The organism is Klebsiella sp. KP20-425-1 (genome assembly GCF_025813515.1).
Taxonomy (GTDB): domain Bacteria; phylum Pseudomonadota; class Gammaproteobacteria; order Enterobacterales; family Enterobacteriaceae; genus Klebsiella; species Klebsiella pneumoniae.
This window is the reverse complement of sequence record NZ_CP109614.1, coordinates 3519363-3544754: the sequence shown is the minus strand read 5'-3', so window position 1 is coordinate 3544754 and position 25392 is coordinate 3519363. Positions and strand designations below refer to the sequence as shown.

Genomic DNA, 25392 nt, shown 5'->3' with positions numbered 1-25392 from the left:
CCCCCTCTCTGGCTGACGACAAACCTGTTTCGTCATTGTGCTCGCATTTCTGCCGGGTGGCGGCTTTCGCCTTACCCGGCCTACGAAAGACTTCAATATCAAACCGTTATGCAGTTATCTGTAGGCCCGCGCAAGCGCAGCGCCGCCGGGCAATTCCTGAAGATTGCACATTGTCAGCAGTTTGAGAGAGGGCATCGCCCTCTCTTTTATTATGGTTCACGCTTGTTGCGCTTTACTGTTTCGGCTCGGCGACCACGGTGCTTCCCACGCCGCGGTTATTGTACTCCCACATGCGGTTGAAGCCGTTGTCGTTGAGGTTGCGCTGCAGATTGCCTTTGTCATCGGCGCTGCCGGTGTTGCCGCTGAACGGGCGGCCGGAGCCTACCGCCGCCGCCCACGGCTGGGCAATATTAAAGCCTTCATTGATAGCGCTGTCGCGGATCACCACCTGGCCGTTGCTGTTGCCATCGACATCCAGCGCGCGGCCGAGCTGCGCGACGTTATCCCCGGAGGCGGTGAAGCGGCTGTTGGTCGCCAGGAAGCCGTAGGTCACGCTCTTCAGAGTAGCCGGCGCGAAGACGTAGGCCTCTTTCTGGGTACGGGAATTCACCACGCGGAAATCGGTGTTATCAAACACCACCGCGCCGCGGCCGGAAACGATATCCACATCGCCTTCAATGTAGCTGTTGGTCACCAGGGTGCGGGTCTGACGGTTGTCCTGCAGACGGTTTTGCACGCCGCTGTTGGTCACGAAGAAGGTGTTCTGACGGCCAAGAATATTGACCTTATTGATCTGCACCTGGTCGCCATCGCTGCGCAATGCCACCGCCTGGTGGGTACCGGCGTCAACGCTGTCGCCGAGGTTGTTGGCGATGGTCAGGTTCTGCAGCTGCAGACCATTATTCTGTGACCAGAAGACTGCGGAACACATTACGCCGACGGTCGCCGCGGATTTGCTTTGGCAACTGTCGAACATATACCACGCCGGTTTACCCGGCATATATTTACCGCCTGGATTGACCAGACGACGCCAGGCGTTGCGATCCATCTCGGAATCAATGGCTTCGCTGATTTTCACGTCGATTGGCTTATCGCCAGTACCATACAGGGTCAGGGCGCCCGGCGCCGCCGGAACGTAGACGGTTCCAGGGTACTCGCCCGGCATAATCGCGATATACAGACGACGGTTAGAGTGACGGGCAATTGCCGCATCCACCGCCGCCTGAATGGTGGTATGGGTTACGCCCTGGGTTCCCGCAGGGCCGACGATAAAGTCAGGCTGCGCCGGCAGGCTGATGGCAGACGGCGTCCAGGCGGCGGCGTTGGGAGCCAGCGACTGGAAATAGGCCGCCGGCGTGAAGTTTTTCGCTTCTTCGGCGTTGAGTATGGGACGCGCGGTAGTGCCCGGTGCAGTCTGCGTTGAGGGCTGTTGATCGGCAGGCGTCGAGCTACAGGCGGACAGCGTCACGCCGAAGGCCAGCGCCAGCGCCAGACGGGAAACGGAATATGTGTTCATGTTGCTCCGGGCAAAATTAAGCGTAGTGAAATACCCCGGCTGAGACGCCAGGGTATAAGTCCTTTAAAACCTGCTGTTTTATACTAACTTGAACGAAACGGGAAGACGTGGACGGAAAAACTTACCGTCTTTACGCAACGCGCAGCTCTGCCGGATGGTCTTTAGTCACAAAAAAATAACATTTCCCTGCGCTATTGTTGACTTTACCGGCGTTATGAAAATAAATGTCTATACAACCCATGACAAGTTAAGCGCTATGACTGAAGCCACTTCCGAACTCGTTATCTGGCGAAACGGGCGTCTCGCCACCCTGAACCCCGATCACGCTCAACCTTACGGCCTGCTGGAGCGCCACGCGCTGCTGGTGCGCGACGGCCGCATCGCGGCGATTGTCGCCGAAGATGACGTCCCCAGCGGGCGCAGTATCGATCTTGAAGGCCGGTTGGTAACGCCGGGATTAATCGACTGCCACACCCATCTCGTCTTCGGCGGCAGCCGGGCCCAGGAGTGGGAGCAGCGGCTGAACGGCGTGTCGTATCAAACCATCAGCGCCAGCGGCGGCGGCATTAACTCCACCGTGCGCGCCACGCGCGACAGCAGCGAAGCTGAACTACTGGCGCTGGCCCAGCCGCGTCTGGAACGCCTGCTGCGTGAAGGGGTGACCACCCTGGAGATCAAATCCGGCTACGGCCTCGACCTGCCAAACGAACGCAAAATGCTGCGGGTCGCCCGACAACTGGCCGATCATAATGGCGTGGAACTGTCGGCGACGCTGCTCTCCGCCCACGCCACGCCGCCGGAATATCAAGGCGATGCTGACGGCTATATTACGCTGGTCTGCGAGACCATTTTGCCGACGCTGTGGCAGGAGGGACTGTTTGAAAGCGTTGACGTCTTCTGCGAAAACGTCGGCTTCAGCCCGCAGCAAACTGAGCGCGTCTTTCAGGCGGCGCAGGCGCTGGGCATTCCGGTAAAAGGCCACGTTGAGCAGCTCTCATCGCTGGGCGGCGCGCAGCTGGTGAGCCGCTATCATGGGCTTTCCGCCGACCATATCGAGTATCTGACGGAAGAGGGCGTGGCGGCGATGCGCGAAAGCGGCACCGTGGCAGCCCTGCTCCCCGGCGCGTTCTACTTCCTTAATGAAACCCGTAAACCGCCGGTCGAGCTGCTGCGCAAGTACCAGGTGCCGATGGCGGTGGCGACCGATTTCAACCCCGGCACCAGCCCCTTCGCCAGCCTGCATCTGGCGATGAACATGGCCTGCGTCAAGTTTGGCCTGACGCCGGAGGAGGCGTGGGCCGGCGTGACGCGCCATGCCGCGAGGGCGCTGGGGCGCCAGGCCAGCCACGGCCAGCTGGCGCCGGGCTTTGTCGCTAACTTCGCCATCTGGGATGCTGAGCATCCCGTCGAGATGGTGTATGAGCCGGGGCGCAGTCCGCTCTGGCATCGCGTTGTTCAAGGAGAATTGCAATGATGCTGTGGCAAGCTACGCCCGCCAGTCTCTGGCAGGGACGCGACGACAGCGCGGAAGCGCCCAATGCGCTGCGCCTGTTCCAGACCATCGCCCGCGCGGAACGCTTCGCGCCGCAGGAGATGCCCGGCGATATCGCGCTGCTCGGCTTCGCCTGTGACGAAGGGGTTCGGCGTAACAAGGGGCGTACCGGGGCAGCGGACGGCCCGGCGACCCTGCGCCGGGCGTTGGCCAATATGGCCAGCCATCAGGGTCATGACCGCTGCGTGGATATGGGCACCATCAGCGTCGACGGCGAGCAGTTAGAAGCCGCGCATCAGGCGCTGCGCGAGGCGGTGGCCGACTGTCAGCGGGCGGGTAAACGCACGCTGGTCCTGGGCGGCGGCCACGAGACGGCCTTCGGCCACGGCGCTGGGGTACTGGACGCCTTCCCGGGCGAAAAAGTGGGCATTATTAATCTCGATGCGCATCTGGATCTGCGCTTTGCCGACTGCGCCAGCTCCGGGACGCCGTTCCGCCAGTTGGCGCTGGAGTGTGACGCGCAGCAGCGCGGTTTTCACTATACCTGCATCGGGGTTAGCCGGGCGGCGAACACCCAGGCGCTATGGGATGAAGCGGCGCGCCGCCAGGTGGCTATCGTTGAAGATCTGGAGGTGCTGACAGCCTTCGAAACTCGCGTGTTGCCGGAGCTTGAGCGCAATATCGCGCAATTCGACCGTCTGTATCTGACTATCGATCTCGACGTGCTGCCGGCGCGAGAAATGCCGGCGGTGTCGGCCCCGGCGGCGCTGGGCGTGCCGCTGGCCACGCTGCTGCGCATCGTTGAGCCGCTGTGCCGCAGCGGTAAGCTGCAGGCGGTGGATCTGGTGGAGTTTAACCCGCTGTTTGACATTGACGGTCAGGGCGCTCGCGCGGCGGCCCGTGTGGCATGGCAAATCGCCCATTGGTGGCGCTAGCGATCCGCGCTATTATTTTCGTTTCGCCGCTCCGCTTATTACGCATAAGGAAAGCCAGGCCATGTTTGCACAACAACCTCGTTCCGCGCCCGCGCCTTTCTATGAAAAGGTGAAGCAGGCGATCAGCGAAAAGATCCACAGCGGCGTCTGGCGACCGCATGACCGTATCCCGTCGGAAGCTGAGCTGGTGGCCCAGTTCGGCTTCAGCCGAATGACCATCAATCGCGCGCTGCGCGAGCTGACGGATGAAGGCCTGCTGGTCAGGTTGCAAGGGGTGGGAACCTTTGTCGCCGAGCCGAAAGGGCAGTCGGCGCTGTTCGAGGTGCGCAGTATTGCCGCAGAAATTGTCGCCCGTCACCATCAGCACCGCTGTGAGGTACTCCTGCTTGAGGAGACCCGGGCGGATCATATTCAGGCGACGGCGCTCAGCGTCCCGGAAGGCACCCGCATCTTTCACTCGCTGATGGTGCATTACGAAAACGAGGTGCCGGTGCAAATCGAAGATCGCTGCGTCAATGCCGCAGTGGTCCCGGACTATCTGCATCAGGACTACACCGCCACCACGCCCCATGATTACCTGTCGCTGATCGCGCCGTTAACCGAAGGTGAACATATTGTTGAAGCGGTGCAGGCCACGGCGGAAGAGTGCGCGCTGCTGCATATTCACGCCCACGATCCGTGCCTGCTGATCCGTCGTCGCACCTGGTCGACAACCCACATCGTCTCCCACGCGCGCCTGCTGTTCCCCGGTAGCCGATATCGTCTGCAGGGGCGCTTTGGCTCCTGATCCACGCTGGCGTCAGCAAAACGTGATTGCTGACGCAATATAACAAAATTGTATCATTTCTGTTAAATCCTGGCTTGCGCATGCTTGTATAGACAAGTATATGTATCTACGTAAACAACGTTCATTGTCAGGAGAAACCCCGATGTCGCAAAGCAAATATCGCCAGCTGGACGTCCGTGCGCCAAGAGGCACGACGCTGACCGCGAAGAGCTGGCTGACCGAAGCCCCGCTGCGTATGTTAATGAATAATCTTGATCCCGATGTCGCCGAAAACCCGCACGAGCTGGTGGTCTATGGCGGTATTGGTCGCGCAGCGCGCAACTGGGAATGCTATGACGCTATCGTGAAGGCGCTGAAGAACCTGGAGAGCGATGAAACCCTGCTGGTGCAGTCCGGGAAGCCGGTGGGCGTATTCAAAACCCATGAAAACTCACCGCGCGTGCTGATCGCCAACTCCAACCTGGTCCCGCACTGGGCCACCTGGGAACACTTTAACGAGCTGGATGCCAAAGGGCTGGCGATGTACGGCCAGATGACCGCCGGCAGCTGGATCTACATCGGCAGCCAGGGCATCGTGCAGGGTACCTACGAAACCTTCGTCGAAGCCGGTCGCCAGCACTACCAGGGCAGCCTGAAAGGCCGCTGGGTATTAACCGCCGGTCTGGGCGGCATGGGCGGCGCGCAGCCGCTGGCCGCGACGCTGGCCGGCGCCTGCTCGCTGAACATCGAATGTCAGCAGAGCCGCATCGATTTCCGTCTGCGTACCCGCTACGTGGATGAGCAAGCGACCTCGCTGGATGACGCCCTGGCGCGCATCAAAAAATACACCGCCGAAGGGCGGGCCATCTCTATCGCGCTGTGCGGCAACGCCGCGGAGATCGTACCGGAGCTGGTGAAGCGCGGCGTGCGCCCGGATATGGTCACCGACCAGACCAGCGCCCACGACCCGCTGCATGGCTATCTGCCGAAAGGCTGGAGCTGGGAAGAGTATCAGCAGAAAGCCGAATCCGACCCGCAGGGCACTATTCTGGCGGCGAAACGCTCGATGGCCGCTCACGTGCAGGCGATGCTGGCCTTCCATGAGATGGGGGTCCCAACCTTCGACTACGGCAACAACATCCGCCAGATGGCGCAGGAAGTGGGCGTCAGCAACGCCTTCGATTTCCCGGGCTTCGTGCCGGCCTATATCCGCCCGCTGTTCTGCCGCGGTATCGGCCCGTTCCGCTGGGTAGCGCTGTCCGGCGATCCGCAGGATATCTACAAAACCGACGCGAAAGTGAAAGAGATCATCAAAGATGATCAGCATCTGCACCACTGGCTGGATATGGCGCGCGAGCGCATCAGCTTCCAGGGACTGCCGGCGCGTATCTGCTGGGTCGGTCTGGAGTGGCGGCAAAAGCTCGGTCTGGCGTTTAACGAAATGGTGCGCAGCGGCGAAGTCTCCGCGCCGATCGTCATTGGCCGGGATCACCTTGACTCCGGCTCCGTCGCCAGCCCGAACCGCGAAACCGAAGCGATGCGCGATGGTTCTGATGCGGTCTCCGACTGGCCGCTGCTCAACGCCCTGCTCAATACCGCCAGCGGCGCGACCTGGGTGTCGCTGCACCACGGCGGCGGGGTAGGCATGGGCTTCTCGCAACACTCCGGGATGGTTATCGTCTGCGATGGTACCGATGAAGCGGCGGCGCGTATCGCCCGCGTCCTGCACAACGACCCGGCCACCGGCGTGATGCGTCATGCCGACGCGGGGTATGAGATTGCCATTGAATGCGCAGCAGAACAGGGTCTGAATCTTCCGATGGTGGCGGCAACGCAGGGGAACGCTAAATGAAATCTTTAACTTTGATCCCGGGTCAACTCAGCCTGTCGCAGCTCCGCGACGTTTACAGCCACCCGGTAAATATTACCCTCGACAGCGGCGCGTTTGCCGCCATTGACGAGAGCGTGGCCTGCGTCAACGCCATCCTTGCCGAAGGGCGTACCGCCTACGGCATCAACACCGGTTTTGGCCTGCTGGCGCAAACCCGTATCTCGACGGAAGATCTGGAGAACCTGCAGCGTTCGCTGGTGCTGTCCCATGCGGCGGGCGTTGGCGAGCCGCTGGACGATGATCTGGCGCGGCTGATTATGGTGCTGAAGATTAACAGCCTGTCCCGCGGTTTCTCCGGGATCCGCCTGAGCGTGATCCAGGCGCTGATTGGCCTGGTGAATGCCGGCGTGACGCCGTGGATCCCGGCCAAAGGCTCCGTCGGCGCTTCCGGCGACCTCGCGCCGCTGGCGCATATGTCGCTGACCCTGCTCGGAGAAGGTAAAGCGCGGGTACGCGGCGGCGAATGGCTGCCGGCCACCGAAGCGCTGCGTCAGGTGGGGCTGGAGCCGATTACCCTGGCGGCGAAAGAGGGGCTGGCGCTACTCAACGGCACCCAGGCCTCGACCGCTTTTGCCCTGCGCGGTCTGTTCGAAGCCGAGGATCTGTTCGCCTCCGCGGTCGTCTGCGGGGCGTTAACCACCGAAGCGGCGCTGGGCTCACGTCGTCCGTTTGATGCGCGCATCCATGAAGTGCGCGGCCAGCGCGGGCAGATTGATGCGGCGGCGCTGTATCGCCACCTGCTGACCGAAGATAGCGCGATCTCGCAGTCGCACCATAACTGCAGCAAGGTGCAGGACCCGTACTCCCTGCGCTGCCAGCCGCAGGTGATGGGCGCCTGCCTGACGCAGATCCGCCAGGCGGCTGAGGTGCTGCTGGCTGAAGCCAACGCGGTCTCCGATAACCCGCTGGTCTTTGCCGCCGAAAATGACGTCATCTCCGGCGGTAACTTCCATGCCGAACCGGTGGCGATGGCCGCGGATAATATCGCGCTGGCGATCGCCGAAATCGGCTCGCTCTCCGAGCGCCGCATCGCGCTGATGATGGACAGCCATATGTCGCAGCTGCCGCCGTTCCTCGTCAAAAATGGCGGCGTCAACTCCGGGTTTATGATTGCCCAGGTCACGGCGGCGGCCTTAGCCAGTGAAAACAAAGCGCTGTCGCACCCGCATAGCGTTGACAGCCTGCCCACCTCCGCGAACCAGGAAGACCATGTTTCCATGGCGCCGGCTGCCGGTCGCCGCCTGTGGGCGATGGCCGAGAACACCCGCGGGGTGCTGGCCGTTGAGTGGCTGGCGGCGGCGCAGGGGCTGGATATGCGCGAAGGACTGACCACCAGTCCGCTGCTGGAAGAGGCGCGTCACTTGCTGCGCGAACGCGTGCCGCACTATACGCAGGATCGCTACTTCGCCCCGGATATCGATAACGCCATTGCGCTTCTGGCGGCCCGTCACCTGACGCGTCTGCTGCCTGCCGTACTGCATTAATCACCGTTGTTCTCTGTACCCGCGTCGGGGGAAGTCATTCCCCCGACCGCCCTACATCGCATATTTGTCGTCATATAAAAAAATCAGGACACCTGTATATGCAACAACAACACAAGCCACATCTGCTGCGCGGGCTCAATGCCCGACACATTCGGTTTATTGCGCTCGGCTCCGCTATCGGCACCGGGCTGTTCTATGGCTCGGCCTCAGCCATCAAAGCGGCGGGCCCGGCGGTGCTGCTGGCCTATCTGATTGGCGGCGCGGCGGTGTTTATCGTCATGCGCGCGCTGGGCGAGATGGCGGTGCGCAACCCGGTTTCCGGCTCCTTCGGCAGCTATGCCCGCCAGTATCTCGGGCCGCTGGCCGGGTTTATTACCGGCTGGACCTACACCTTTGAAATGGTGATCGTCGCCCTGGCCGACGTCACCGCCTTCGGTATCTATATGGGGTTGTGGTACCCCGATGTGCCGCGCTGGATCTGGATCCTCAGCATCATCTTCTTTATCGGCGCGATGAACCTGTGCAACGTGCGGGTATTTGGCGAGATGGAGTTCTGGCTGTCTCTGGTGAAGGTGGTGGCGATTATCGCCATGATGCTGGCGGGGGCGGGGATCATCTTCTTTGGCTTTGGCCACAGCTTCCCAGCCACCGGGCTGGAAAACCTCTGGAGCCACGGCGGCTTTGCCCCTAACGGCTGGCAGGGCGTTATCGCCTCGCTTGGCATCGTGATGTTCGCCTTCGGCGGGGTGGAGATTATCGGCGTCACCGCCGCGGAAGCGAAGGATCCGAAGAAGGTGATCCCGCAGGCCATCAATACCATTCCGCTGCGCATTATCCTGTTCTACGTCTGCACCCTGGCGGTGCTGATGGCGATCTTCCCGTGGAACAGCTTTGGCGAACAGGGGAGTCCGTTTGTGCTTATTTTCGACGGTCTGGGGATCCCGGCGGCGGCGACCATCCTTAACATCATTGTGATCAGCGCCAGCATCTCGGCGATTAACAGCGATATTTTTGGCGCCGGACGCATGATGTACGGCATGTCGAAAGAGGGGCTGGCGCCGAAAAGCTTCCAGCGCATCGCCAGCAACGGTGTGCCCTGGATGACGGTGGTGGTCATGGGCGGCGCGCTGCTGGCGGCGGTGGTATTGAACTATCTGATCCCCGAGCAGGTATTTGTGCTAATTGCTTCGCTGGCGGCATTCGCCACGGTATGGGTGTGGCTGATGATTCTGCTATCCCATTTTGCCATGCGCCGCGGTTTGTCTGCCGAAGAGCGCAGCCAGATCGCCTTTCCCATTCCGTTCTGGCCGGTTGCGCCGCTGTTGACGCTGCTGTTTATGGGGCTGGTCATCGCCGTATTAGGGATGTTTGCCGAAACGCGGATGGCGCTGATCGCCGGCCTGGTCTGGCTCGGGCTGCTGACGGTGGTGTGGTATGCGCGGGTGCGTAAAACGGCGCTGCAGGTAGCCACTGAACAGTAAGATCAATTTCCCCGGTGGCGCTGCGCTTACCGGGGCTACAAATGGCACGGACCGTAGGCCGGGTAAGGCGTCAGCCGCCGCCCGGCATAAAAGCGGCTCCGTGCCCGCGGCAATCGCCCGGCGGCGCTGCGCTTGCGTAGGTCTACGTGTATTGTAGATTCTGTTATCGGATTGCCACTTTCTCAGTCCGGCAAAAGCGTGTATCACGTGTGACTTCAGCGTTCTTTGCGCTCCCGGTTATTTTTTCTGCACTCTGTTTTTCATGGCGCAGGGAGCGCACAGGGGGCGGCCAGTCGCCGCCGCCCCCTGTACCCCCGGGCTTCGGCCAGCAACATCGCCACTGCGTGGTGCCTTCGACTTATCCCTGCAGGCTTCGGGTCGGGCCGAGGCAGCGTCCTTGCAAAACACGGCCCTCAGCCCGCATCCATGCGGGCTGCCCCGGCCTTCCGGGAACGTCTCAGCGATGTTGAGGCCGCAACACCGGCAGTTTCAGCAGGACTGGTGGGTAACTTCACGGCAGGTCGCACGCACCGTAGGCCGGGCAAGGCGTTAGCCGCCGCCCGGCATAAAAGCGGCTCCGTGCCCGCGGCAATCGCCCGGCGGCGCTGCGCTAGCATGGGCCTGGGGGTAGTGTAGGTCGGGTAAGCGCAGCGCCACCCGAAAAACAAATGGCGCCGCGGGTACCCCGGATAAGGCGCAAGCCGCTATCCGGGGAAGATTAACTGAACAGGGCGGTGATGGAGGCGCTGGCGAGGGAATGGAAATGGACGTTAAAGCCGACCATCGCGCCGCTGGCCTCAGCATCCACCTCAATTTTCTCGACGTCCAGGGCGTGGACGGTGAAGATATAGCGGTGGGTTTCGCCCTTCGGCGGCGCCGCGCCGCCGTAGCCTGCCTTACCAAAATCGGTGCGGGTCTGAACGGCCTCTTCCGGCAGCTCCGCCTGACCGGAACCGGCCCCTTGCGGCAGGACGCGGGTATCGGCCGGCAGGTTAGCGACCACCCAGTGCCACCAGCCGGAGCCGGTCGGCGCATCCGGATCGTAGCAGGTCACCACAAAGCTTTTGGTTCCTGCGGGCACATCATCCCACATCAGATGCGGCGAAATATTGTCGCCATCGTAGCCCATGCCGTTGAAGACGTGACGATTAGGCAGCTTACCGCCGTCCTGGAGATCGTGACTGATCAGTTTCATGCTTCATCCTCATTGATAATGCGCTGATTAACAAAGAAGTGTAGCCTTCCCGACGACGCAATTCCGCTATTTATTCGCTAAAAAATGTTTCGTCCTGCACTGCCTGGTTGACCGCACGGGTCAGGCGGGTCAGCTGCTCGGGCGTGATGATGTACGGCGGCATCAGATAAATCAGCCGGCCAAACGGACGGATCCAGACTCCCTGCTCGACGAAAAAGCGCTGCAGGGTGGCCATGTTGACCGGGCGACGGGTTTCAACCACGCCAATAGCGCCCAGCACGCGGACGTCCGCGACCAGCGCAGATCCCCGCGCCGGGGCCAGCTCGGCCTGCAGCTGGGCTTCAATCGCCGCCACCTGCGGCTGCCATTCGCCGCTCTCCAGCAGGCGCAGGCTTTCGCTGGCCACCGCGCAGGCCAGCGGATTGCCCATAAAGGTGGGGCCGTGCATAAAGCAACCGGCTTCGCCATTGCTAATGGTTTCAGCAACCGTTCGGGTGGTGATGGCGGCGGAAAGGGTCATGGTGCCGCCGGTCAGCGCTTTGCCCAGACACAGAATGTCGGCGGTAATCCCGGCGTGTTCACAAGCGAACAGCTTGCCGGTGCGGCCAAAGCCGGTGGCAATCTCATCGGCGATCAGCAGTATCCCTTCCCGGTCGCACATTTTACGCACCCGCTTCAGCCACTCCGGATGGTACATCCGCATGCCGCCCGCCCCCTGGACGATAGGTTCGAGGATCACCGCGGCGATTTCGTGACGATGCGCGGCCATCAGGCGGGCAAACGGTACCATATCCATCTCGTCCCACTCGCCGTCAAAGCGGCTTTGCGGCGCGGGGGCGAACAGGTTATCCGGCAGGTAGCCCTGCCACAGGCTGTGCATCGAGTTCTGCGGATCGCAGACCGACATCGCTCCGAAGGTATCCCCGTGATAGCCGTTGCGGAAGGTCAGAAAACGACGACGTGGTTCGCCTTTAGCCTGCCAGTACTGCAGCGCCATTTTCATCGCCACCTCTACCGCCACTGAACCGGAGTCGGCGAGGAAAACGCACTCCAGCGAGGCCGGGGTCATCGCCACCAGCTGACGGCATAGCGCAACTGCCGGCGGATGGGTGATCCCGCCGAACATCACGTGCGACATTTGGTCAATTTGCCCCTTCAGCGCCGCATTGAGGCGTGGGTGATTGTAGCCGTGGATCGCCGCCCACCAGGAAGACATACCGTCAACCAACTGTTCGCCGCCGGCGAGGGACAGCTCGCAACCGTGGGCGGACACCACCGGGTAGACCGGCAGGGGGGAAGTCATAGAGGTGTAGGGGTGCCAGATGTGGCGCCGATCGAAAGCGAGATCGTCCAGTGTCATAAGCGACTTGTAAACCATTTTGAAAACATTTAGGTTTACAAGTCTACACTGAACTTACTTACAATGAAACGTACACAAAATATTTCGCGCAGCATCGAGGCGGCAAGCGAGAACATCCCCAGGAGCATAGTTCACTATGTGACTGGGAGGCGCGAGTGCCGCCAACAAAGAGGCTGTGTGAAATAGGAAGTGTACGACCTTTTGGAGAGGAAAATGGCTCACCAACCTCGCTGGACAATGTCGCAAGTAACGGAATTATTTAATAAACCGCTGATCGATCTGCTATTCGAAGCGCAGCAAATCCATCGTCAACACTTTGATCCGCGCCAGGTGCAGGTCAGCACCCTGCTGTCGATCAAAACCGGCGCCTGCCCGGAAGATTGTAAATATTGCCCGCAGAGCGCACGCTACAAAACCGGCCTCGAAGCCGAGCGCCTGATGGAGGTTGAGCAGGTGCTGGAATCAGCGCGCCAGGCGAAAAACGCCGGCTCCACCCGCTTCTGCATGGGCGCGGCGTGGAAAAACCCCAATGACCGCGATATGCCTTACCTGGAGCAGATGGTGAAAGGGGTGAAGGCGCTGGGGCTGGAGTCCTGTATGACGCTCGGCACCCTGACCGACAGTCAGGCGCAGCGCCTGGCCGAAGCGGGCCTCGATTACTACAACCACAACCTTGATACCTCGCCGGAATTTTACGGCAACATCATCACCACCCGCACCTACCAGGAGCGCCTGGATACGCTGGACAAAGTGCGTGATGCTGGGATCAAAGTCTGCTCCGGCGGTATCGTCGGGCTGGGAGAGAGCGTAAAAGATCGCGCCGGACTGCTGCTGCAACTGGCTAATCTGCCGACGCCGCCGGAGAGCGTACCAATCAACATGTTGGTGAAGGTCAAGGGCACGCCGCTGGCGGATAACGACGACGTCGACGCTTTCGATTTCATCCGCACTATCGCCATCGCGCGCATCATGATGCCCACCTCCTACGTGCGTCTCTCCGCCGGCCGCGAGCAGATGAACGAGCAGACCCAGGCGATGTGCTTTATGGCCGGGGCGAACTCGATTTTCTACGGCTGCAAGCTGCTGACCACGCCGAACCCGGAAGAGGACAAAGACCTGCAGCTGTTCCGCAAGCTGGGGATCAACCCGCAGCAGACGGCGGTGCTGGAAGGCGACAATGAGCAGCAGCAGCGTCTGGAGCAGGCCTTACTCACCCCGGACACTGAGGAATATTACAACGCGGCGGCGCTATGAGCTGGCAGGAGCGAATCGATCGGGCGCTGGACGAGCGGCGGGCGGCGGAAGCTTTTCGCCGCCGCCTGCCGGTGACGCACGGCGCCGGGCGCTGGCTGGAGCGGGAAGGGGAGCGCTGGCTTAACTTCTCCAGCAATGACTATCTGGGCCTGAGTCAGCATCCGGCGATTATCGCCGCCTGGCAACAGGGGGCCACGCGCTATGGCGTCGGCGCCGGCGGCTCTGGCCACGTGAGCGGCTATAGCGAAGCCCACCGCGCGCTGGAAGAGGCGCTCGCCGACTGGCTGGGCTATCCGCGCGCATTGCTGTTTATCTCCGGCTTTGCCGCGAATCAGGCGCTGATCGCCGCCCTGGTGGAGAAAGACGATCGGATTGTCGCCGACCGTCTGAGCCACGCCTCTCTGCTGGAGGCGGCGAGCCTCAGCCCGGCCCAGCTGCGGCGCTTTACCCACAACGATCCGCAGCAGCTCGCGCAACTGCTGGCTAAGCCGCTGGCGGGCGAACAGTTGGCGGTCACTGAAGGCATTTTCAGCATGGACGGCGACAGCGCGCCGCTGGCGGCCATTCACGCCGCGACGCAGGCCGCAGGGGCAGTGTTGCTGGTGGATGACGCCCACGGTGTTGGCGTGGTCGGCGACGAAGGACGCGGGAGCTGCGCCGCGCAGGCGGTGCGCCCTGAGCTGCTGGTGGTTACCTTCGGCAAGGCCTTCGGCGTCAGCGGCGCGGCGGTGCTGTGCGACGAAGCAATGGCCGATTATCTGCTGCAGTTTGCCCGTCATCTGATCTACAGCACCGCGATGCCGCCCGCCCAGGCGGTGGCGCTGAGCGCTGCCCTGGGGATCATTCGCAGCGATGAAGGGCAGCAGCGTCGCGACATCCTGGCCGCCCGCATCCGTCAGTTCCGTGAGGGGATGGGCGAGGTGTCGCTGGGGTTGACCGACTCCGTCAGCGCGATCCAGCCGCTGATCGTCGGCGACAACGCCCGGGCGCTGAACCTGGCCTGCCGTCTACGCGACGCGGGCTGCTGGGCAACGGCGATCCGTCCACCGACGGTGCCGGTCGGCAGTGCGCGTTTGCGCCTGACCCTGACAGCCGCCCATCATGCTGAAGACATTAACCGTTTACTGGAGGTGCTGCATGGCCACAGTGAATAAGCAGGCGGTGGCCGCGGCGTTTGGCCGGGCGGCCAGCGGCTATACGCAACATGATGAACTGCAGCGGCGCTGCGCCGATCTACTGCTGCGCCAGCTGGCGCGCCGCGATTTTGCGCAGGTGCTGGATGCCGGCTGCGGCCCCGGCAGTATGAGTCGCTATTGGCGTGAGGCGGGCAGCGTGGTGACCGCGCTGGATCTCTCCGCCGGGATGCTCGCCCAGGCGCAGCGTAACGACGCCGCGCAGCATTATCTGTTGGGGGATATTGAGGCGCTGCCGCTGCCGGACGCCTGCGTCGATCTGGCGTGGAGCAATCTGGCGGTGCAGTGGTGCGACGATCTACGGGCGGCAATTGGCGAGCTGTACCGGGTGGCGCGTCCCGGCGGCAGAGTGGCGTTTAGCACGCTGCTCGCCGACTCGCTGCCGGAGCTCAATCAGGCGTGGCAGGCCATCGACGACCGGCCGCATGCCAACCGTTTCCTTAGCGAAGCGGCGGTGCGCGCGGCGCTTAGCGGCCTGCGCGCGACCGGCGAGGTTCATCAGATTAGCCTGCCGTTCGCCGATGCGCTGAGCGCTATGCGCTCGCTGAAGGGCATCGGCGCCACCCATTTGCACCAGGGGCGGACCGCCGCCCCGCTTGGCCGCGGCAAACTGCGCGAGCTGCAGCTGGCCTGGCCGCAGCGGCAGGGCATCTGCCCGCTGACGTATTCTCTTTTTACAGGAGTCATTGAGCGTGACTAAACGTTTTTTTGTCACCGGGACCGATACTGAAGTCGGTAAAACCATCGCCAGCAGCGCCCTGCTGCAGGCGGCTAATCTGCTGGGTTTTCACACTGCCGGCTATAAGCCGGTGGCCTCCGGTAGCGAGCTTACCGGCGATGGGCTGCGTAATGAAGATGCGCTGGCGCTGCAGCGTCATAGTCGGGTCGCGTTGCGTTACGACCAGGTGAATCCCTATACCTTCGCCGAGCCGACCTCCCCGCACATCATCAGCGCCGACGAGGGGCGGCCGATCGCCGCGGCCAGGCTCTCCAGCGGGCTGCGTGAGCTGGAAGGTCTCGCCGACTGGGTGTTGGTGGAAGGCGCCGGCGGCTGGTTTACGCCGCTCTCGGATTCCCTGACCTTCGCCGACTGGGCGCAGGCGGAACAGCTGCCGGTCATTCTGGTGGTGGGCGTTAAGCTCGGCTGTATCAACCACGCAATGCTTACCGCTCAGGCGGTACGCCAGGCGGGACTACCGCTGGCGGGGTGGATCGCCAATGACGTACAGCCGCCGGGCAAGCGCCACGCCGAATATCTGGCGACGCTGAAAAACCGACTGGCCGCGCCGTTCCTCGGCGAAATACCGTGGCTTGCCGATATCGCGCAGCGCGACGATCTCGGCCAGTATCTGGACCTCAGGGCGCTGGATCCGGCGTTATCCACTGCGCCAGCAGCGGCTCATCCAGCGCCATAATATCACCTTCGGCGACGTTACGGCCCCGGTGCAAGACACAGAAGCGATCCGCCACCCGGCGGATAAAGGGCAGGTGCTGCTCGGCGAGCAGCACCGTCAGGCCGATATCGCGATTTAACCGCAACAGCAGATCCGCCAGCTTTTGCAGGCAGCGCGGCCCTCTGCCGCGCGAGGGTTCATCAAGGATCAGCAGCCGCGGCTGGACGATCAGCGCCCTGGCCAGCGCCAGCTGGTACTGATCGTCGTCGCTCAGCGAGGCGCCTTTGCGCTGCCGTAGGGCATAGAGCTCGGGAAAATGCTCATAAATCTCGCCGCCGCTGGCGTTAGCCCCGGGTTTCCCGGCCGCCAGGGCGATGTGCAGGTTCTCTTCCACGCTGAGTTGGGAAAAAATGCGTTTATCTTGTGGCACGTAGCCGATACCAATGGCGCTGCGCGATTGAGCGGACAGGGGGGTGAGATCCTGCGGCGGGGCGCCAATGTCATGCCAGGTCATCCGGCCGCTAGCCACCGGCAGGTGGCCAGCAATGCAGTTAACCAGGGTGGTTTTTCCCATGCCCTCGCGTCCCAGTACGCCAATGCACTCTCCCGGGCGTAGTACAAGATCGACATTCCACAGCGAATGCTGGTTGCCGTAAAAGTGATTTACTGCCTGTAAATTCAACATGGACGTTTTCTCCTTATCCTGGCGTCAGGGCGACAGAAAGATGCTGCAAAACTCTTGCCAGGAAAAAGAACGCTCGGAAAAAAGCGCTAAACGCCGATACCATCGGGCCTCGTCAGCGCCGGGGCTGCACTTTTCCGGTGCCCGACGCTAAAGGGTGGTGCAAAAAGCAGCAAAAATCGAGCGGCTTTAAGCGGATAGTTATCAAAAATAGTTCGATAAAAATTTTTCGCCCCGCGGTTGACCGCAAAAGGCGACAGGCGCCGGGCGGCGGTGGTCTTGGGCTGCGGACAGTTATCCACTATTCCTGTGGATAACCTTGTGTATTAGAGTTAGAAAACCTGCGGCAAGCTAGAGCGTACGCGGCTTGCGGCTGAATTGGCGCGAAAGGCGTCTTTTCTTTAAAGATCTTAAATATCAGCTTGTTAGATAAAATCAATGGGTGTAAGAAAAGCGTCATCTGCTGCCATAAAAGTTTAATCCGTCCGCTTGACAAATGTTAAAAGGTAAAATTTTCTGGGGATAACCCTGGCGGCCGGAGGATTATTCCGTCTGACGCGCGTTTTGCACCCAGCTTGCCGGCCAATAAGACCCTTTTGTGGCGTTATCATAAGTACGCACTGTTTAAATATCCAGTATAATTTATTGGCAAAAAACGGCCCGGGGGGTAGAATTAAACACCGGCCGCTAATTCTTTTTTCAGGTTCTGATTGATGAGTAAATCGTTTGTACTGCATTCCGCCTTTCGCCCCTCCGGAGACCAACCGGAAGCCATCCGCCGCCTGGAAGAGGGGCTGGAGGATGGGCTTGCGCATCAGACGCTACTGGGGGTTACCGGCTCCGGTAAAACCTTTACCATCGCCAACGTGATTGCCGACCTGCAGCGGCCGACGATGGTGCTGGCGCCAAACAAAACCCTGGCGGCTCAGCTCTACGGCGAGATGAAAGAGTTTTTTCCGGAGAATGCCGTCGAGTATTTCGTCTCCTACTACGATTACTATCAGCCGGAAGCCTACGTTCCCAGTTCAGATACCTTCATTGAGAAGGACGCCTCGGTTAACGAACATATTGAGCAGATGCGTCTGTCGGCCACCAAAGCGCTGCTCGAGCGGCGCGACGTAGTGGTGGTGGCGTCAGTCTCGGCGATCTACGGCCTCGGCGACCCGGACCTGTATCTGAAAATGATGTTGCATCTGACGGTCGGTATGCTGATTGACCAGCGGGCGATCCTGCGTCGTCTGGCCGAACTGCAGTATACCCGCAACGATCAGGCCTTCCAGCGCGGCACTTTTCGCGTGCGCGGCGAGGTGATCGACGTCTTCCCGGCGGAATCCGACGATATCGCCCTGCGCATTGAGCTGTTTGACGAAGAGGTCGAGCGTCTGTCGCTGTTCGACCCGCTCACCGGCCACGTCGAAGGGACGGTGCCGCGCTATACCATTTATCCCAAGACCCACTACGTGACGCCGCGGGAGCGCATCGTCCAGGCGATGGAAGAGATCAAGCTGGAGCTGGCGGAGCGGCGCAAGGTGCTGCTGGCCAACAACAAGCTGCTGGAAGAGCAGCGCTTAACCCAGCGTACCCAGTTTGACCTCGAAATGATGAACGAGCTGGGTTACTGCTCGGGCATTGAAAACTACTCGCGCTTTCTCTCCGGGCGCGGGCCCGGCGAGCCGCCGCCGACCCTGTTCGATTATCTGCCGGCGGATGGCCTGCTGGTGATTGACGAATCCCACGTCACGGTGCCGCAGATCGGCGGTATGTACCGGGGCGACCGGGCGCGCAAAGAGACGCTGGTGGAATACGGTTTCCGCCTGCCGTCGGCGCTGGATAACCGGCCGATGAAGTTTGAAGAATTCGAAGCGCTGGCGCCGCAAACCATCTATGTGTCGGCGACCCCGGGCGCCTATGAGCTGGATAAATCCGGCGGCGAGGTTGTGGATCAGGTGGTGCGGCCGACCGGTCTGCTTGACCCAATCATCGAAGTGCGCCCGGTGGCGACCCAGGTCGACGATCTGCTGTCAGAGATCCGCCTGCGCACGGCCATCAACGAGCGCGTGCTGGTCACCACTCTCACCAAGCGGATGGCGGAGGACTTAACCGAGTACCTTGAGGAGCACGGCGAGCGCGTGCGCTATCTGCACTCGGATATCGACACCGTCGAGCGCATGGAAATCATCCGCGACCTGCGTCTTGGCGAGTTTGACGTGCTGGTGGGGATCAACCTGCTGCGTGAGGGGCTGGATATGCCTGAGGTGTCGTTGGTGGCGATCCTGGATGCGGATAAAGAGGGCTTCCTGCGTTCTGAACGCTCGCTGATCCAGACCATCGGCCGCGCGGCGCGCAACGTCAACGGCAAGGCCATCCTCTACGGCGATAAGATCACCCCCTCCATGGCCAAAGCCATTGGCGAGACCGAGCGTCGACGGGAGAAACAGCAGCGCTACAACGAAGAGCACGGCATCGTGCCGCAGGGGCTCAATAAGAAAGTGGTGGATATCCTGCAGCTGGGCCAGGGCCTGGCGAAAACCAAAGCCAAAGGGCGCGGTAAAGCGAAGGCCGTTGAGCCTGCCGGGCTTAGCGCTGTGGATATGACGCCAAAAGCGCTGCAGCAGAAAATCCACGAGCTGGAAGGGCAGATGATGCAGCACGCGCAGAACCTCGAGTTTGAGGAGGCGGCGCAAATACGCGACCAGCTGCATCAGCTGCGCGAGCTGTTTATCGCCGCCTCCTGATTCTGGGCGCAGACTGGCGGAGTGGACGTGCGGGGTATAGTGAAGGCGCGCTTCTCTTATCGTCCTGCTTGCCAGATAACAAACATTTGAGAAGAAAAAAGGCCGCGTTGCGGCCTTCTTAATGTTTGCTTAATCTCGCCAGGCGACACTATCTTCAACCTGATGAGGATAGCGCCCATGCAAAAAATTAACTTCCGTGAATATCTGGCGGTCGCCACCGCCCTGGTCATTATTGTTGCCTTCTTCCATCAATGGGTGCTGACGTTCTGACCCCCGCGCTGCGGGAATAGCACCCACGCGCGGACCCCTGGCCCTGGCTGTCGGTTATGCAAAAAAAACTGGGCGTCATGCAGCTGAGCGATGCGCGTGACGATGCTCAGTCCGAGGCCAATGCCGCCGTAGCGACTGTCCATGCGCACGAAGGCTTTACTGAGTTCGCCGCTTTTCGCCTCATCGATCCCCGGCCCTTCATCTTCCACCGCCATCACCGGCATCAGGCCCGCTTTCACCGACACGCGGATCGTCGACCCTTCAGGGCTGTAGCGGTGAGCATTCTCCACCAGATTGCGCAGGATCACGCCGATTAACGTCGCATCGCCAGAGACGACGGCCTCGTTTTCGATATCCGTCAGCAGCAGCCGCTGCTGACGCTGCGCCAGCATAGCCTCCAGTTCGTCCTGCAGCGGTTTTACCACGTCATCCAGCAACAGCACCTGCTGGTAGCTGCCGGCGGAGAAGGACTGGCCGACGCGCGCCAGCTGCAGCAGCTGGGAAATGCTGGTGGTCATCTGATCGAGACGCTGGATCAGCGGGTCGACGCCCATGCCATGCACTTTCGCCAGCAGCTCAAGGTGCAGCCGCAGCCCGGCCAGCGGGGTGCGTAGCTCATGCGCCACGTCGGCGGTAAACAGCCGCTCGCGGTCGAGGGTCAGATTGAGGCGGGAAACCAACTGATTCAGGGCGGTGGTCACCGCCGTGACTTCGGGCACCGATTCGCTGAGTACGATAGGAGTGAGGTTGTCCGGCGTGCGGTTCTCCAGTTCGCTTTGCAGTCGTGAAAGCGGGCGGGTGATCTTGCGCACCGCCAGCATGCTGATATACAGCGCCAGGCCAACGATCAGCAGGCTCGGCACCAGCAGGCTGGCAACCGCTTCCCGTACCTCATGCTCCACATGTTTCTGGTTGTTGTGCCCTTCGATGGCGCTGGCCACCAGCAGCTGGATCTGCTCTTTGCTCTCATGCCATAGCCAGAAGACGCTTATCAGCTGGCAGACCACCAGGATGGCGCCGATGGTCAGCAGCAGCCGGTGGCGCATGGTCCAGGTTTCAGTTGCAAACAGAGCCATGGTCTATTCCGTGTCGATGTTGTTAGCCAGCATATAGCCAAAGCCCCGGACGGTGCGGATCCGCGATTTGCCAATCTTTTCGCGTAGGTTGTGAATATGCACTTCCAGGGTATTGGTCGCCGGCTCGTTGTCCCAGCTGTAAATGTCGTTGTAGAGGATCTCGCGATGCACCGGGCTACCGGCTTTCATCATCAGCCGCGACAGCAGGGCATACTCTTTCGGCGTAAGATCCAGCGCCGTTTCACCCAGCCACACCAGGCGGCGAGTGACGTTAAGGCGCAGATTGCCGACGCTGATTTCATTATCGCCCTGGTTGTTATGCCGGCGGAGCAGGGCGCGAATGCGCGCATTGAGTTCCTCCAGGGCAAAGGGTTTTACCAGGTAGTCATCCGCCCCGGTATCGAGACCGCTAATGCGATCCTCAAGCGTATCGCGGGCGGTGAGGATCAGCACCGGCTGGGTCATTTTCTCCCGCCGCATGCGGGAGAGAAAATGCAGCCCGTCTTCATCCGGCAGGCCGAGATCCAGCACGATCAGGCTGTAATGATTGCTGGCCAGCGATAGCGCGGCTTCGTGCGCGGTGGAGACGCCGTCGCACACGTATCCTTCACTTTGCATCGCCAGAATTAACCCCTGCAACAGCAGCGCATCGTCTTCAATGACTAAGATTTTCATCAACCAGCCTCTCTACATGGCGTTAAGATATCATCTGCCGCCTGGTACTCGCGGGTGCTGACGCCGAGCAGGCCGAGCAGGGTGGAGAACAGATTATCCTGCGAGTAATTCTCTTTTTGCGCCCGCTGCTGCAGACAGTGCGCGGAAATGCCGTAGCGCTGCTGGTAGTCGGCGGAGAGCCACAGCGCCATCGGCACATGTTTCTGCGTATCCGGCGCGATGGAATACGGTAGACCATGCAAATAGACGCCATCTTCTCCCAGCGATTCGCCGTGGTCGGACAAATAAACCAGGCTAGTGGTAAATTTATCCTGTTTAGATTGCAGTAGTTTTATCGCTTTATCAACGACATAGTCGACATAAAGGATGGTGTTGTCATAGGTATTGGTCAACTGCTCCCGGGTACAGCCCTGGATCTCATTGGTGTCGCAGGTCGGCGTGAATTTGCGAAACGCCGCTGGATAGCGATTGTAGTACGTCGGACCGTGGCTGCCGATGGTATGCAGCACAATAATGCCATCCTGTTGCAGGTTATCGATATAGCTGTCGAGATTATGGAACAGGACGTCATCGTAGCACTCGCCATCGATGCACTGCCCGGTGAGCTTCAAGTCGGTGACGTTCTGGTGTGGTACCCGGTCGCAGGCGCCTTTGCAGCCGCCGTCGTTATCGTTCCACAGTACCTGGATCCCTGCGCGCTGTAGAATATCCAGGACGCCTTCCTGATGGTGCGCCAGCTCTTCGTCATAATGCGCGCGCGGCATATTGGAGAACATGCACGGCACGGAAACTGCGGTTGCCGTGCCGCAGGAAGTGGTATGCGGAAAATAGATCACGCCGTCCTGCCGCATCAGCGGGTTGGTGTCGCGCGAATAGCCGCCCAGTGAGAAGTTATCCGCTCGCGAAGTCTCGCCGAGCACGACGATCGTCAGGTTCTTACGGGGAGCGTTATGCATCACCGCTTTCTGCGTGGCATCTTCGCCAATCTTCACCAGCGGCAGGTTGTCCATCCGATGATGAGCATACCAGGAGTTCACGGCCACAATGCTGTTGGAAGGGCTCAGGGATTTCACCAGCTCTTTGTTGTTACGGAACACCGAGGCGTAATCTTTGTAGAACAGCGCGGCCACCAGAATAATCAGCAGCGCCGAAACGGCGATATTGAGCAGGCGCATCGCCGCGCCGCGCCACCGCGTGGCGGGCTTACGGATTTTCACCCACCAGGCGACGAATACCGGCAAAACCCCGGAAAGGCCGAGGACGGCAATCATTTCGCCGGAGAGTAGAGCAAAGCTTTCCGCCGGAGTGGTGTCGAGGATATTGGTGATCATGCTGCGGTCGATCACCACGCCAAAGTTCCAGATGAAATATTGCGCCGAGGCGCTGAGCAGAATGAACAGGCTAATCACCAGCCGGTCCAGCTTCAGGAACGAGGCGAGAGTGGTGAGGATATTCATCACGCTAATGGCCACGATCGGCATACTGAGAAATAACAGCCAGTTATGCAGGCTATTTACCGGCAGTAACGGGAAAACCTGGCGATAAAAAGCCAGGTTGAGAAAGATACCGATATAGCAAGCAAAGAGAATCAGATAAGTCGTGCGGCTGACCACCGGCCGACGCAGAGGCAATAACGACATAATGCACACCCACAGAAAAAGATGAGGGTATAGTGCCAGCCCTATTTTAAGACAACCTTAAGATTTTAAGGTGCGCCGAAGTGGGCCGCTTCCGGCGCGCAGGATCAGCCCGGCAGCTGGATCGCTTTCTCCAGCGCCCCGCGGAGCAGCGCCCGGTCATGACGATAGGGAACGTCGCTGGCCTCCAGCGGCGTCTGGATCACCAACCGGTCGTCGATGCCGCTGATATCGGCTTTTGGACCGGCGATCACCGCATCCACCACCCGCTTGCCTACATAGCGCTCCATAATCGCGATGCGCTCCGCCAGCGACAGCCTCGCGGCCGGGCTATGCTCTTTGCCGAGGTTATCGATAAAAACCATCGGCGCCGGGGTGCGGCGCAACGCCTGGGCCATCTCGTCGAGCAACAGGATCGGCAGCAGGCTGGTGTAAAAACTGCCCGGCCCAATGAGGATCAAATCGGCTTCGGCGATAGCCTCCACCGCCTCGCGGGTGGCCGGTACCGGCGGGGTGAGCATCAGCTCCTGCGGCACATTATCAAGCTGATCAATATTCACTTCGCCATAAACTTCATGGCCTTCATGATCGAGCGCCATCAAATCCACCGGTTGTTCTGACATCGGGATCAGGAAAGCGTCCACTTTCAGCAGGTTTCTGATCAAATTGATCGCCTCTAACGGCCGCACGCTCAGGTGATCCAGCGCCTTTAACATCAAATTTCCGAGGTTATGTCCGGAAAGCTCGCCGTTACCGCCAAAACGATACTCAAACATCGCCGACGCTACGCTCGGCTCGGCAATTAACTGGTTGATGCAATTGCGCATATCGCCCCAGGCAATGCCACCTTCCGAACGACGGATCCGCCCGGTGGAACCCCCGTTATCGGTGGTGGTGACAATGCCGGTCAGCCGTGAACCGAGCGAGGAGAGGGAGGACATCACCCGGCCCAAACCATGCCCGCCGCCGAGCGCTACCACCCGATCGAGGTCAGCGAATGTACGATTGCGCATAGAAATTCCTTATTTCACATAAACGGCCACACACTACCCGATCTACCCCTAAAAGACGATGGGAGGAGCCCGACAAACTGACCGACATCAAGGCAAAAAAATGATTTATGGCTATTCTGTAGCGAAAATGCACGAAGATAGCGATATGTATAAAATTATATAGCGAAATCGCCAATGGCGAAACTGCCTGTAACGCGCTACTATCGACATAACCTGTTAACACTCTAGCCTCTTCGCCTGTGTCAAAAGATATGGCGATTTGGCCGCGACGCCGCCGGTTGTCGCCAGGGCGTGGAAAGAAATGACCGCGTCTCCCGTATTTGGAAAGGTGTATATGGCCTCACAGCTTACCGATGCATTCGCGCGTAAGTTTTATTACCTGCGTCTGTCGATTACCGATGTGTGCAACTTCCGTTGCACCTACTGCCTGCCGAACGGTTACAAACCCGGCGCCGTCAATAACAATGGCTTTCTCAGCGTAGACGAAGTACGCCGGGTTACGCGCGCTTTCTCCGCGCTGGGCACCGAAAAAGTTCGCCTCACCGGTGGGGAACCCTCCCTGCGCCGCGACTTCACCGAGATTATTGCCGCCGTGCGTGAAAACCCGGCGATCCGTCAGATTGCGGTCACTACCAACGGTTACCGCCTGGCGCGCGATGTCGAACGCTGGCGCGATGCCGGCCTGACGGCGATTAACGTCAGCGTTGATAGCCTCGACGCCCGCCAGTTCCATGCCATCACCGGCCAGGATAAGTTCCACCAGGTGATGGACGGCATTGACGCCGCCTTCGCCGCCGGCTTTGACAAGGTAAAGGTGAATACCGTGCTGATGCGTGATGTTAACCATCACCAGCTCGATACCTTCCTCGCGTGGATCCAACCCCGCCGTATCCAGCTGCGCTTTATTGAGCTGATGGAAACCGGTGAAGGCAGCGACCTGTTCCGCCGTCACCATCTCTCCGGCATGGTGCTGCGCGATGAACTGCTGCGCCGCGGCTGGATCCATCAGATCCGCCAGCGCAGCGATGGCCCGGCGCAGGTCTTTTGTCACCCGGACTACGCCGGCGAGATCGGCCTCATCATGCCGTATGAAAAAGACTTCTGCGCCACCTGCAATCGGCTGCGCGTCTCGTCCGTTGGCAAACTGCACCTGTGCCTGTTTGGCGAAGGCGGCGTCGACCTGCGCGACCTGATGGCCGAAGACCAGCAGCAGGCCGCGCTGGAGGCGCGGATCGCCGAAGCCTTAACCCATAAAAAGCAGACCCATTTCCTGCATCAGGGCAACACCGGTATTACGCAGAACCTGTCCTATATTGGCGGTTAATCGTTTTCGAAAGGAGCAT

General features: G+C 60.6%; 21 protein-coding genes and 1 riboswitch. Of the genes, 12 read left to right on the top strand and 9 right to left on the bottom strand.

Features of this window, described 5'->3' with window-relative positions; genetic code table 11:
- Nucleotides 1-232: 232 nt before the first annotated feature.
- Nucleotides 233-1516, bottom strand: a complete 1284-nt coding sequence (locus OHJ17_RS17455) for a putative acyl-CoA thioester hydrolase (RefSeq protein ID WP_032432823.1) — start codon at nucleotides 1514-1516, stop codon at nucleotides 233-235.
- 154 nt (nucleotides 1517-1670) lie between these two features.
- Here OHJ17_RS17455 and hutI point away from each other — a divergent pair, with 154 nt between their 5' ends.
- The 6 genes from hutI (at nucleotide 1671) to OHJ17_RS17425 (ending at nucleotide 9565) form a co-directional block, all read left to right on the top strand.
- Nucleotides 1671-2990, top strand: coding sequence for an imidazolonepropionase (gene hutI, locus OHJ17_RS17450; protein WP_004153329.1), 1320 nt, complete (start codon nucleotides 1671-1673; stop codon nucleotides 2988-2990).
- On the top strand, nucleotides 2987-3943 hold the full coding sequence (gene hutG / locus OHJ17_RS17445) for a formimidoylglutamase (protein WP_023316591.1): 957 nt from the start codon (nucleotides 2987-2989) through the stop codon (nucleotides 3941-3943). Before hutI ends, hutG begins: the two co-directional genes overlap by 4 nt.
- 61 nt (nucleotides 3944-4004) lie before the next feature.
- The gene (locus OHJ17_RS17440) at nucleotides 4005-4730 is read left to right on the top strand and encodes a histidine utilization repressor (protein WP_002895358.1); all 726 of its coding nucleotides are present in this window, start codon (nucleotides 4005-4007) and stop codon (nucleotides 4728-4730) included.
- A 142-nt stretch (nucleotides 4731-4872) separates the two neighbouring features.
- Entirely contained in the window at nucleotides 4873-6561 is a 1689-nt protein-coding gene (gene hutU / locus OHJ17_RS17435) for a urocanate hydratase (RefSeq protein WP_004191250.1), read from the top strand.
- Entirely contained in the window at nucleotides 6558-8084 is a 1527-nt protein-coding gene (gene hutH / locus OHJ17_RS17430; protein ID WP_004147671.1) for a histidine ammonia-lyase, read from the top strand. Before hutU ends, hutH begins: the two co-directional genes overlap by 4 nt.
- A 98-nt stretch (nucleotides 8085-8182) precedes the next feature.
- Nucleotides 8183-9565 carry an amino acid permease gene (locus OHJ17_RS17425; RefSeq protein ID WP_004147672.1) on the top strand — a complete coding sequence of 461 codons (1383 nt, stop codon included), beginning with the start codon at nucleotides 8183-8185 and terminating at the stop codon, nucleotides 9563-9565.
- A 718-nt stretch (nucleotides 9566-10283) separates the two neighbouring features.
- On the opposite strand, the gene OHJ17_RS17420 is transcribed toward OHJ17_RS17425, so the two are convergent.
- Nucleotides 10284-10760 carry a kinase inhibitor gene (locus OHJ17_RS17420; RefSeq protein WP_002895575.1) on the bottom strand — a complete coding sequence of 159 codons (477 nt, stop codon included), beginning with the start codon at nucleotides 10758-10760 and terminating at the stop codon, nucleotides 10284-10286.
- A 70-nt stretch (nucleotides 10761-10830) separates the two neighbouring features.
- The gene (gene bioA, locus OHJ17_RS17415; RefSeq protein ID WP_004223758.1) at nucleotides 10831-12120 is read right to left on the bottom strand and encodes an adenosylmethionine--8-amino-7-oxononanoate transaminase; all 1290 of its coding nucleotides are present in this window, start codon (nucleotides 12118-12120) and stop codon (nucleotides 10831-10833) included.
- A gap of 213 nt (nucleotides 12121-12333) precedes the next feature.
- Between bioA and bioB the strand changes: the two genes are divergently transcribed.
- The 4 genes from bioB to bioD are packed head-to-tail and all read left to right on the top strand — an operon-like array spanning nucleotide 12334 to nucleotide 15982.
- Complete coding sequence (gene bioB, locus OHJ17_RS17410; protein ID WP_002895580.1) at nucleotides 12334-13374, top strand: biotin synthase BioB; 1041 nt, start codon at nucleotides 12334-12336, stop codon at nucleotides 13372-13374.
- A complete protein-coding gene (gene bioF / locus OHJ17_RS17405; protein WP_004191244.1) occupies nucleotides 13371-14528 on the top strand; it encodes an 8-amino-7-oxononanoate synthase in 1158 nt (385 codons plus the stop codon). Before bioB ends, bioF begins: the two co-directional genes overlap by 4 nt.
- Nucleotides 14512-15267 (top strand): malonyl-ACP O-methyltransferase BioC, encoded by a 756-nt coding sequence (gene bioC, locus OHJ17_RS17400; protein ID WP_004142100.1) that lies wholly within the window; start codon nucleotides 14512-14514, stop codon nucleotides 15265-15267. Before bioF ends, bioC begins: the two co-directional genes overlap by 17 nt.
- A complete protein-coding gene (gene bioD / locus OHJ17_RS17395; protein WP_002895648.1) occupies nucleotides 15260-15982 on the top strand; it encodes a dethiobiotin synthase in 723 nt (240 codons plus the stop codon). Before bioC ends, bioD begins: the two co-directional genes overlap by 8 nt.
- On the opposite strand, the gene OHJ17_RS17390 is transcribed toward bioD, so the two are convergent.
- Nucleotides 15924-16646 carry an ABC transporter ATP-binding protein gene (locus OHJ17_RS17390; RefSeq protein ID WP_004152853.1) on the bottom strand — a complete coding sequence of 241 codons (723 nt, stop codon included), beginning with the start codon at nucleotides 16644-16646 and terminating at the stop codon, nucleotides 15924-15926. The two genes, bioD and OHJ17_RS17390, sit on opposite strands and share 59 nt — an antisense overlap.
- 86 nt (nucleotides 16647-16732) lie before the next feature.
- A complete protein-coding gene (locus OHJ17_RS17385) occupies nucleotides 16733-16945 on the bottom strand; it encodes a hypothetical protein (RefSeq protein ID WP_032432824.1) in 213 nt (70 codons plus the stop codon).
- Between the two features lie 411 nt (nucleotides 16946-17356).
- Between OHJ17_RS17385 and uvrB the strand changes: the two genes are divergently transcribed.
- Nucleotides 17357-19378 (top strand): excinuclease ABC subunit UvrB, encoded by a 2022-nt coding sequence (gene uvrB, locus OHJ17_RS17380; protein WP_002895655.1) that lies wholly within the window; start codon nucleotides 17357-17359, stop codon nucleotides 19376-19378.
- A gap of 248 nt (nucleotides 19379-19626) precedes the next feature.
- Here the strand turns inward: uvrB and pmrB are convergent, their stop codons facing one another.
- From pmrB to yvcK, 4 genes are all read right to left on the bottom strand, one after another.
- Nucleotides 19627-20724, bottom strand: coding sequence for a two-component system sensor histidine kinase PmrB (gene pmrB, locus OHJ17_RS17375; protein WP_002895658.1), 1098 nt, complete (start codon nucleotides 20722-20724; stop codon nucleotides 19627-19629).
- A 3-nt stretch (nucleotides 20725-20727) separates the two neighbouring features.
- Nucleotides 20728-21399: a two-component system response regulator PmrA gene (gene pmrA, locus OHJ17_RS17370; RefSeq protein ID WP_002895659.1), complete on the bottom strand. Its 672-nt coding sequence runs from the start codon at nucleotides 21397-21399 to the stop codon at nucleotides 20728-20730.
- Complete coding sequence (gene eptA / locus OHJ17_RS17365; RefSeq protein ID WP_032432825.1) at nucleotides 21399-23039, bottom strand: phosphoethanolamine transferase EptA; 1641 nt, start codon at nucleotides 23037-23039, stop codon at nucleotides 21399-21401. Before eptA ends, pmrA begins: the two co-directional genes overlap by 1 nt.
- Before the next feature lie 104 nt (nucleotides 23040-23143).
- Nucleotides 23144-24049 (bottom strand): uridine diphosphate-N-acetylglucosamine-binding protein YvcK, encoded by a 906-nt coding sequence (gene yvcK, locus OHJ17_RS17360; protein WP_004142092.1) that lies wholly within the window; start codon nucleotides 24047-24049, stop codon nucleotides 23144-23146.
- Between the two features lie 208 nt (nucleotides 24050-24257).
- Nucleotides 24258-24396, top strand: a riboswitch (molybdenum cofactor riboswitch).
- Here yvcK and moaA point away from each other — a divergent pair.
- Complete coding sequence (moaA, locus tag OHJ17_RS17355; RefSeq protein WP_002895665.1) at nucleotides 24384-25373, top strand: GTP 3',8-cyclase MoaA; 990 nt, start codon at nucleotides 24384-24386, stop codon at nucleotides 25371-25373. (Overlaps the previous riboswitch by 13 nt.)
- Nucleotides 25374-25392 lie beyond the last annotated feature (19 nt).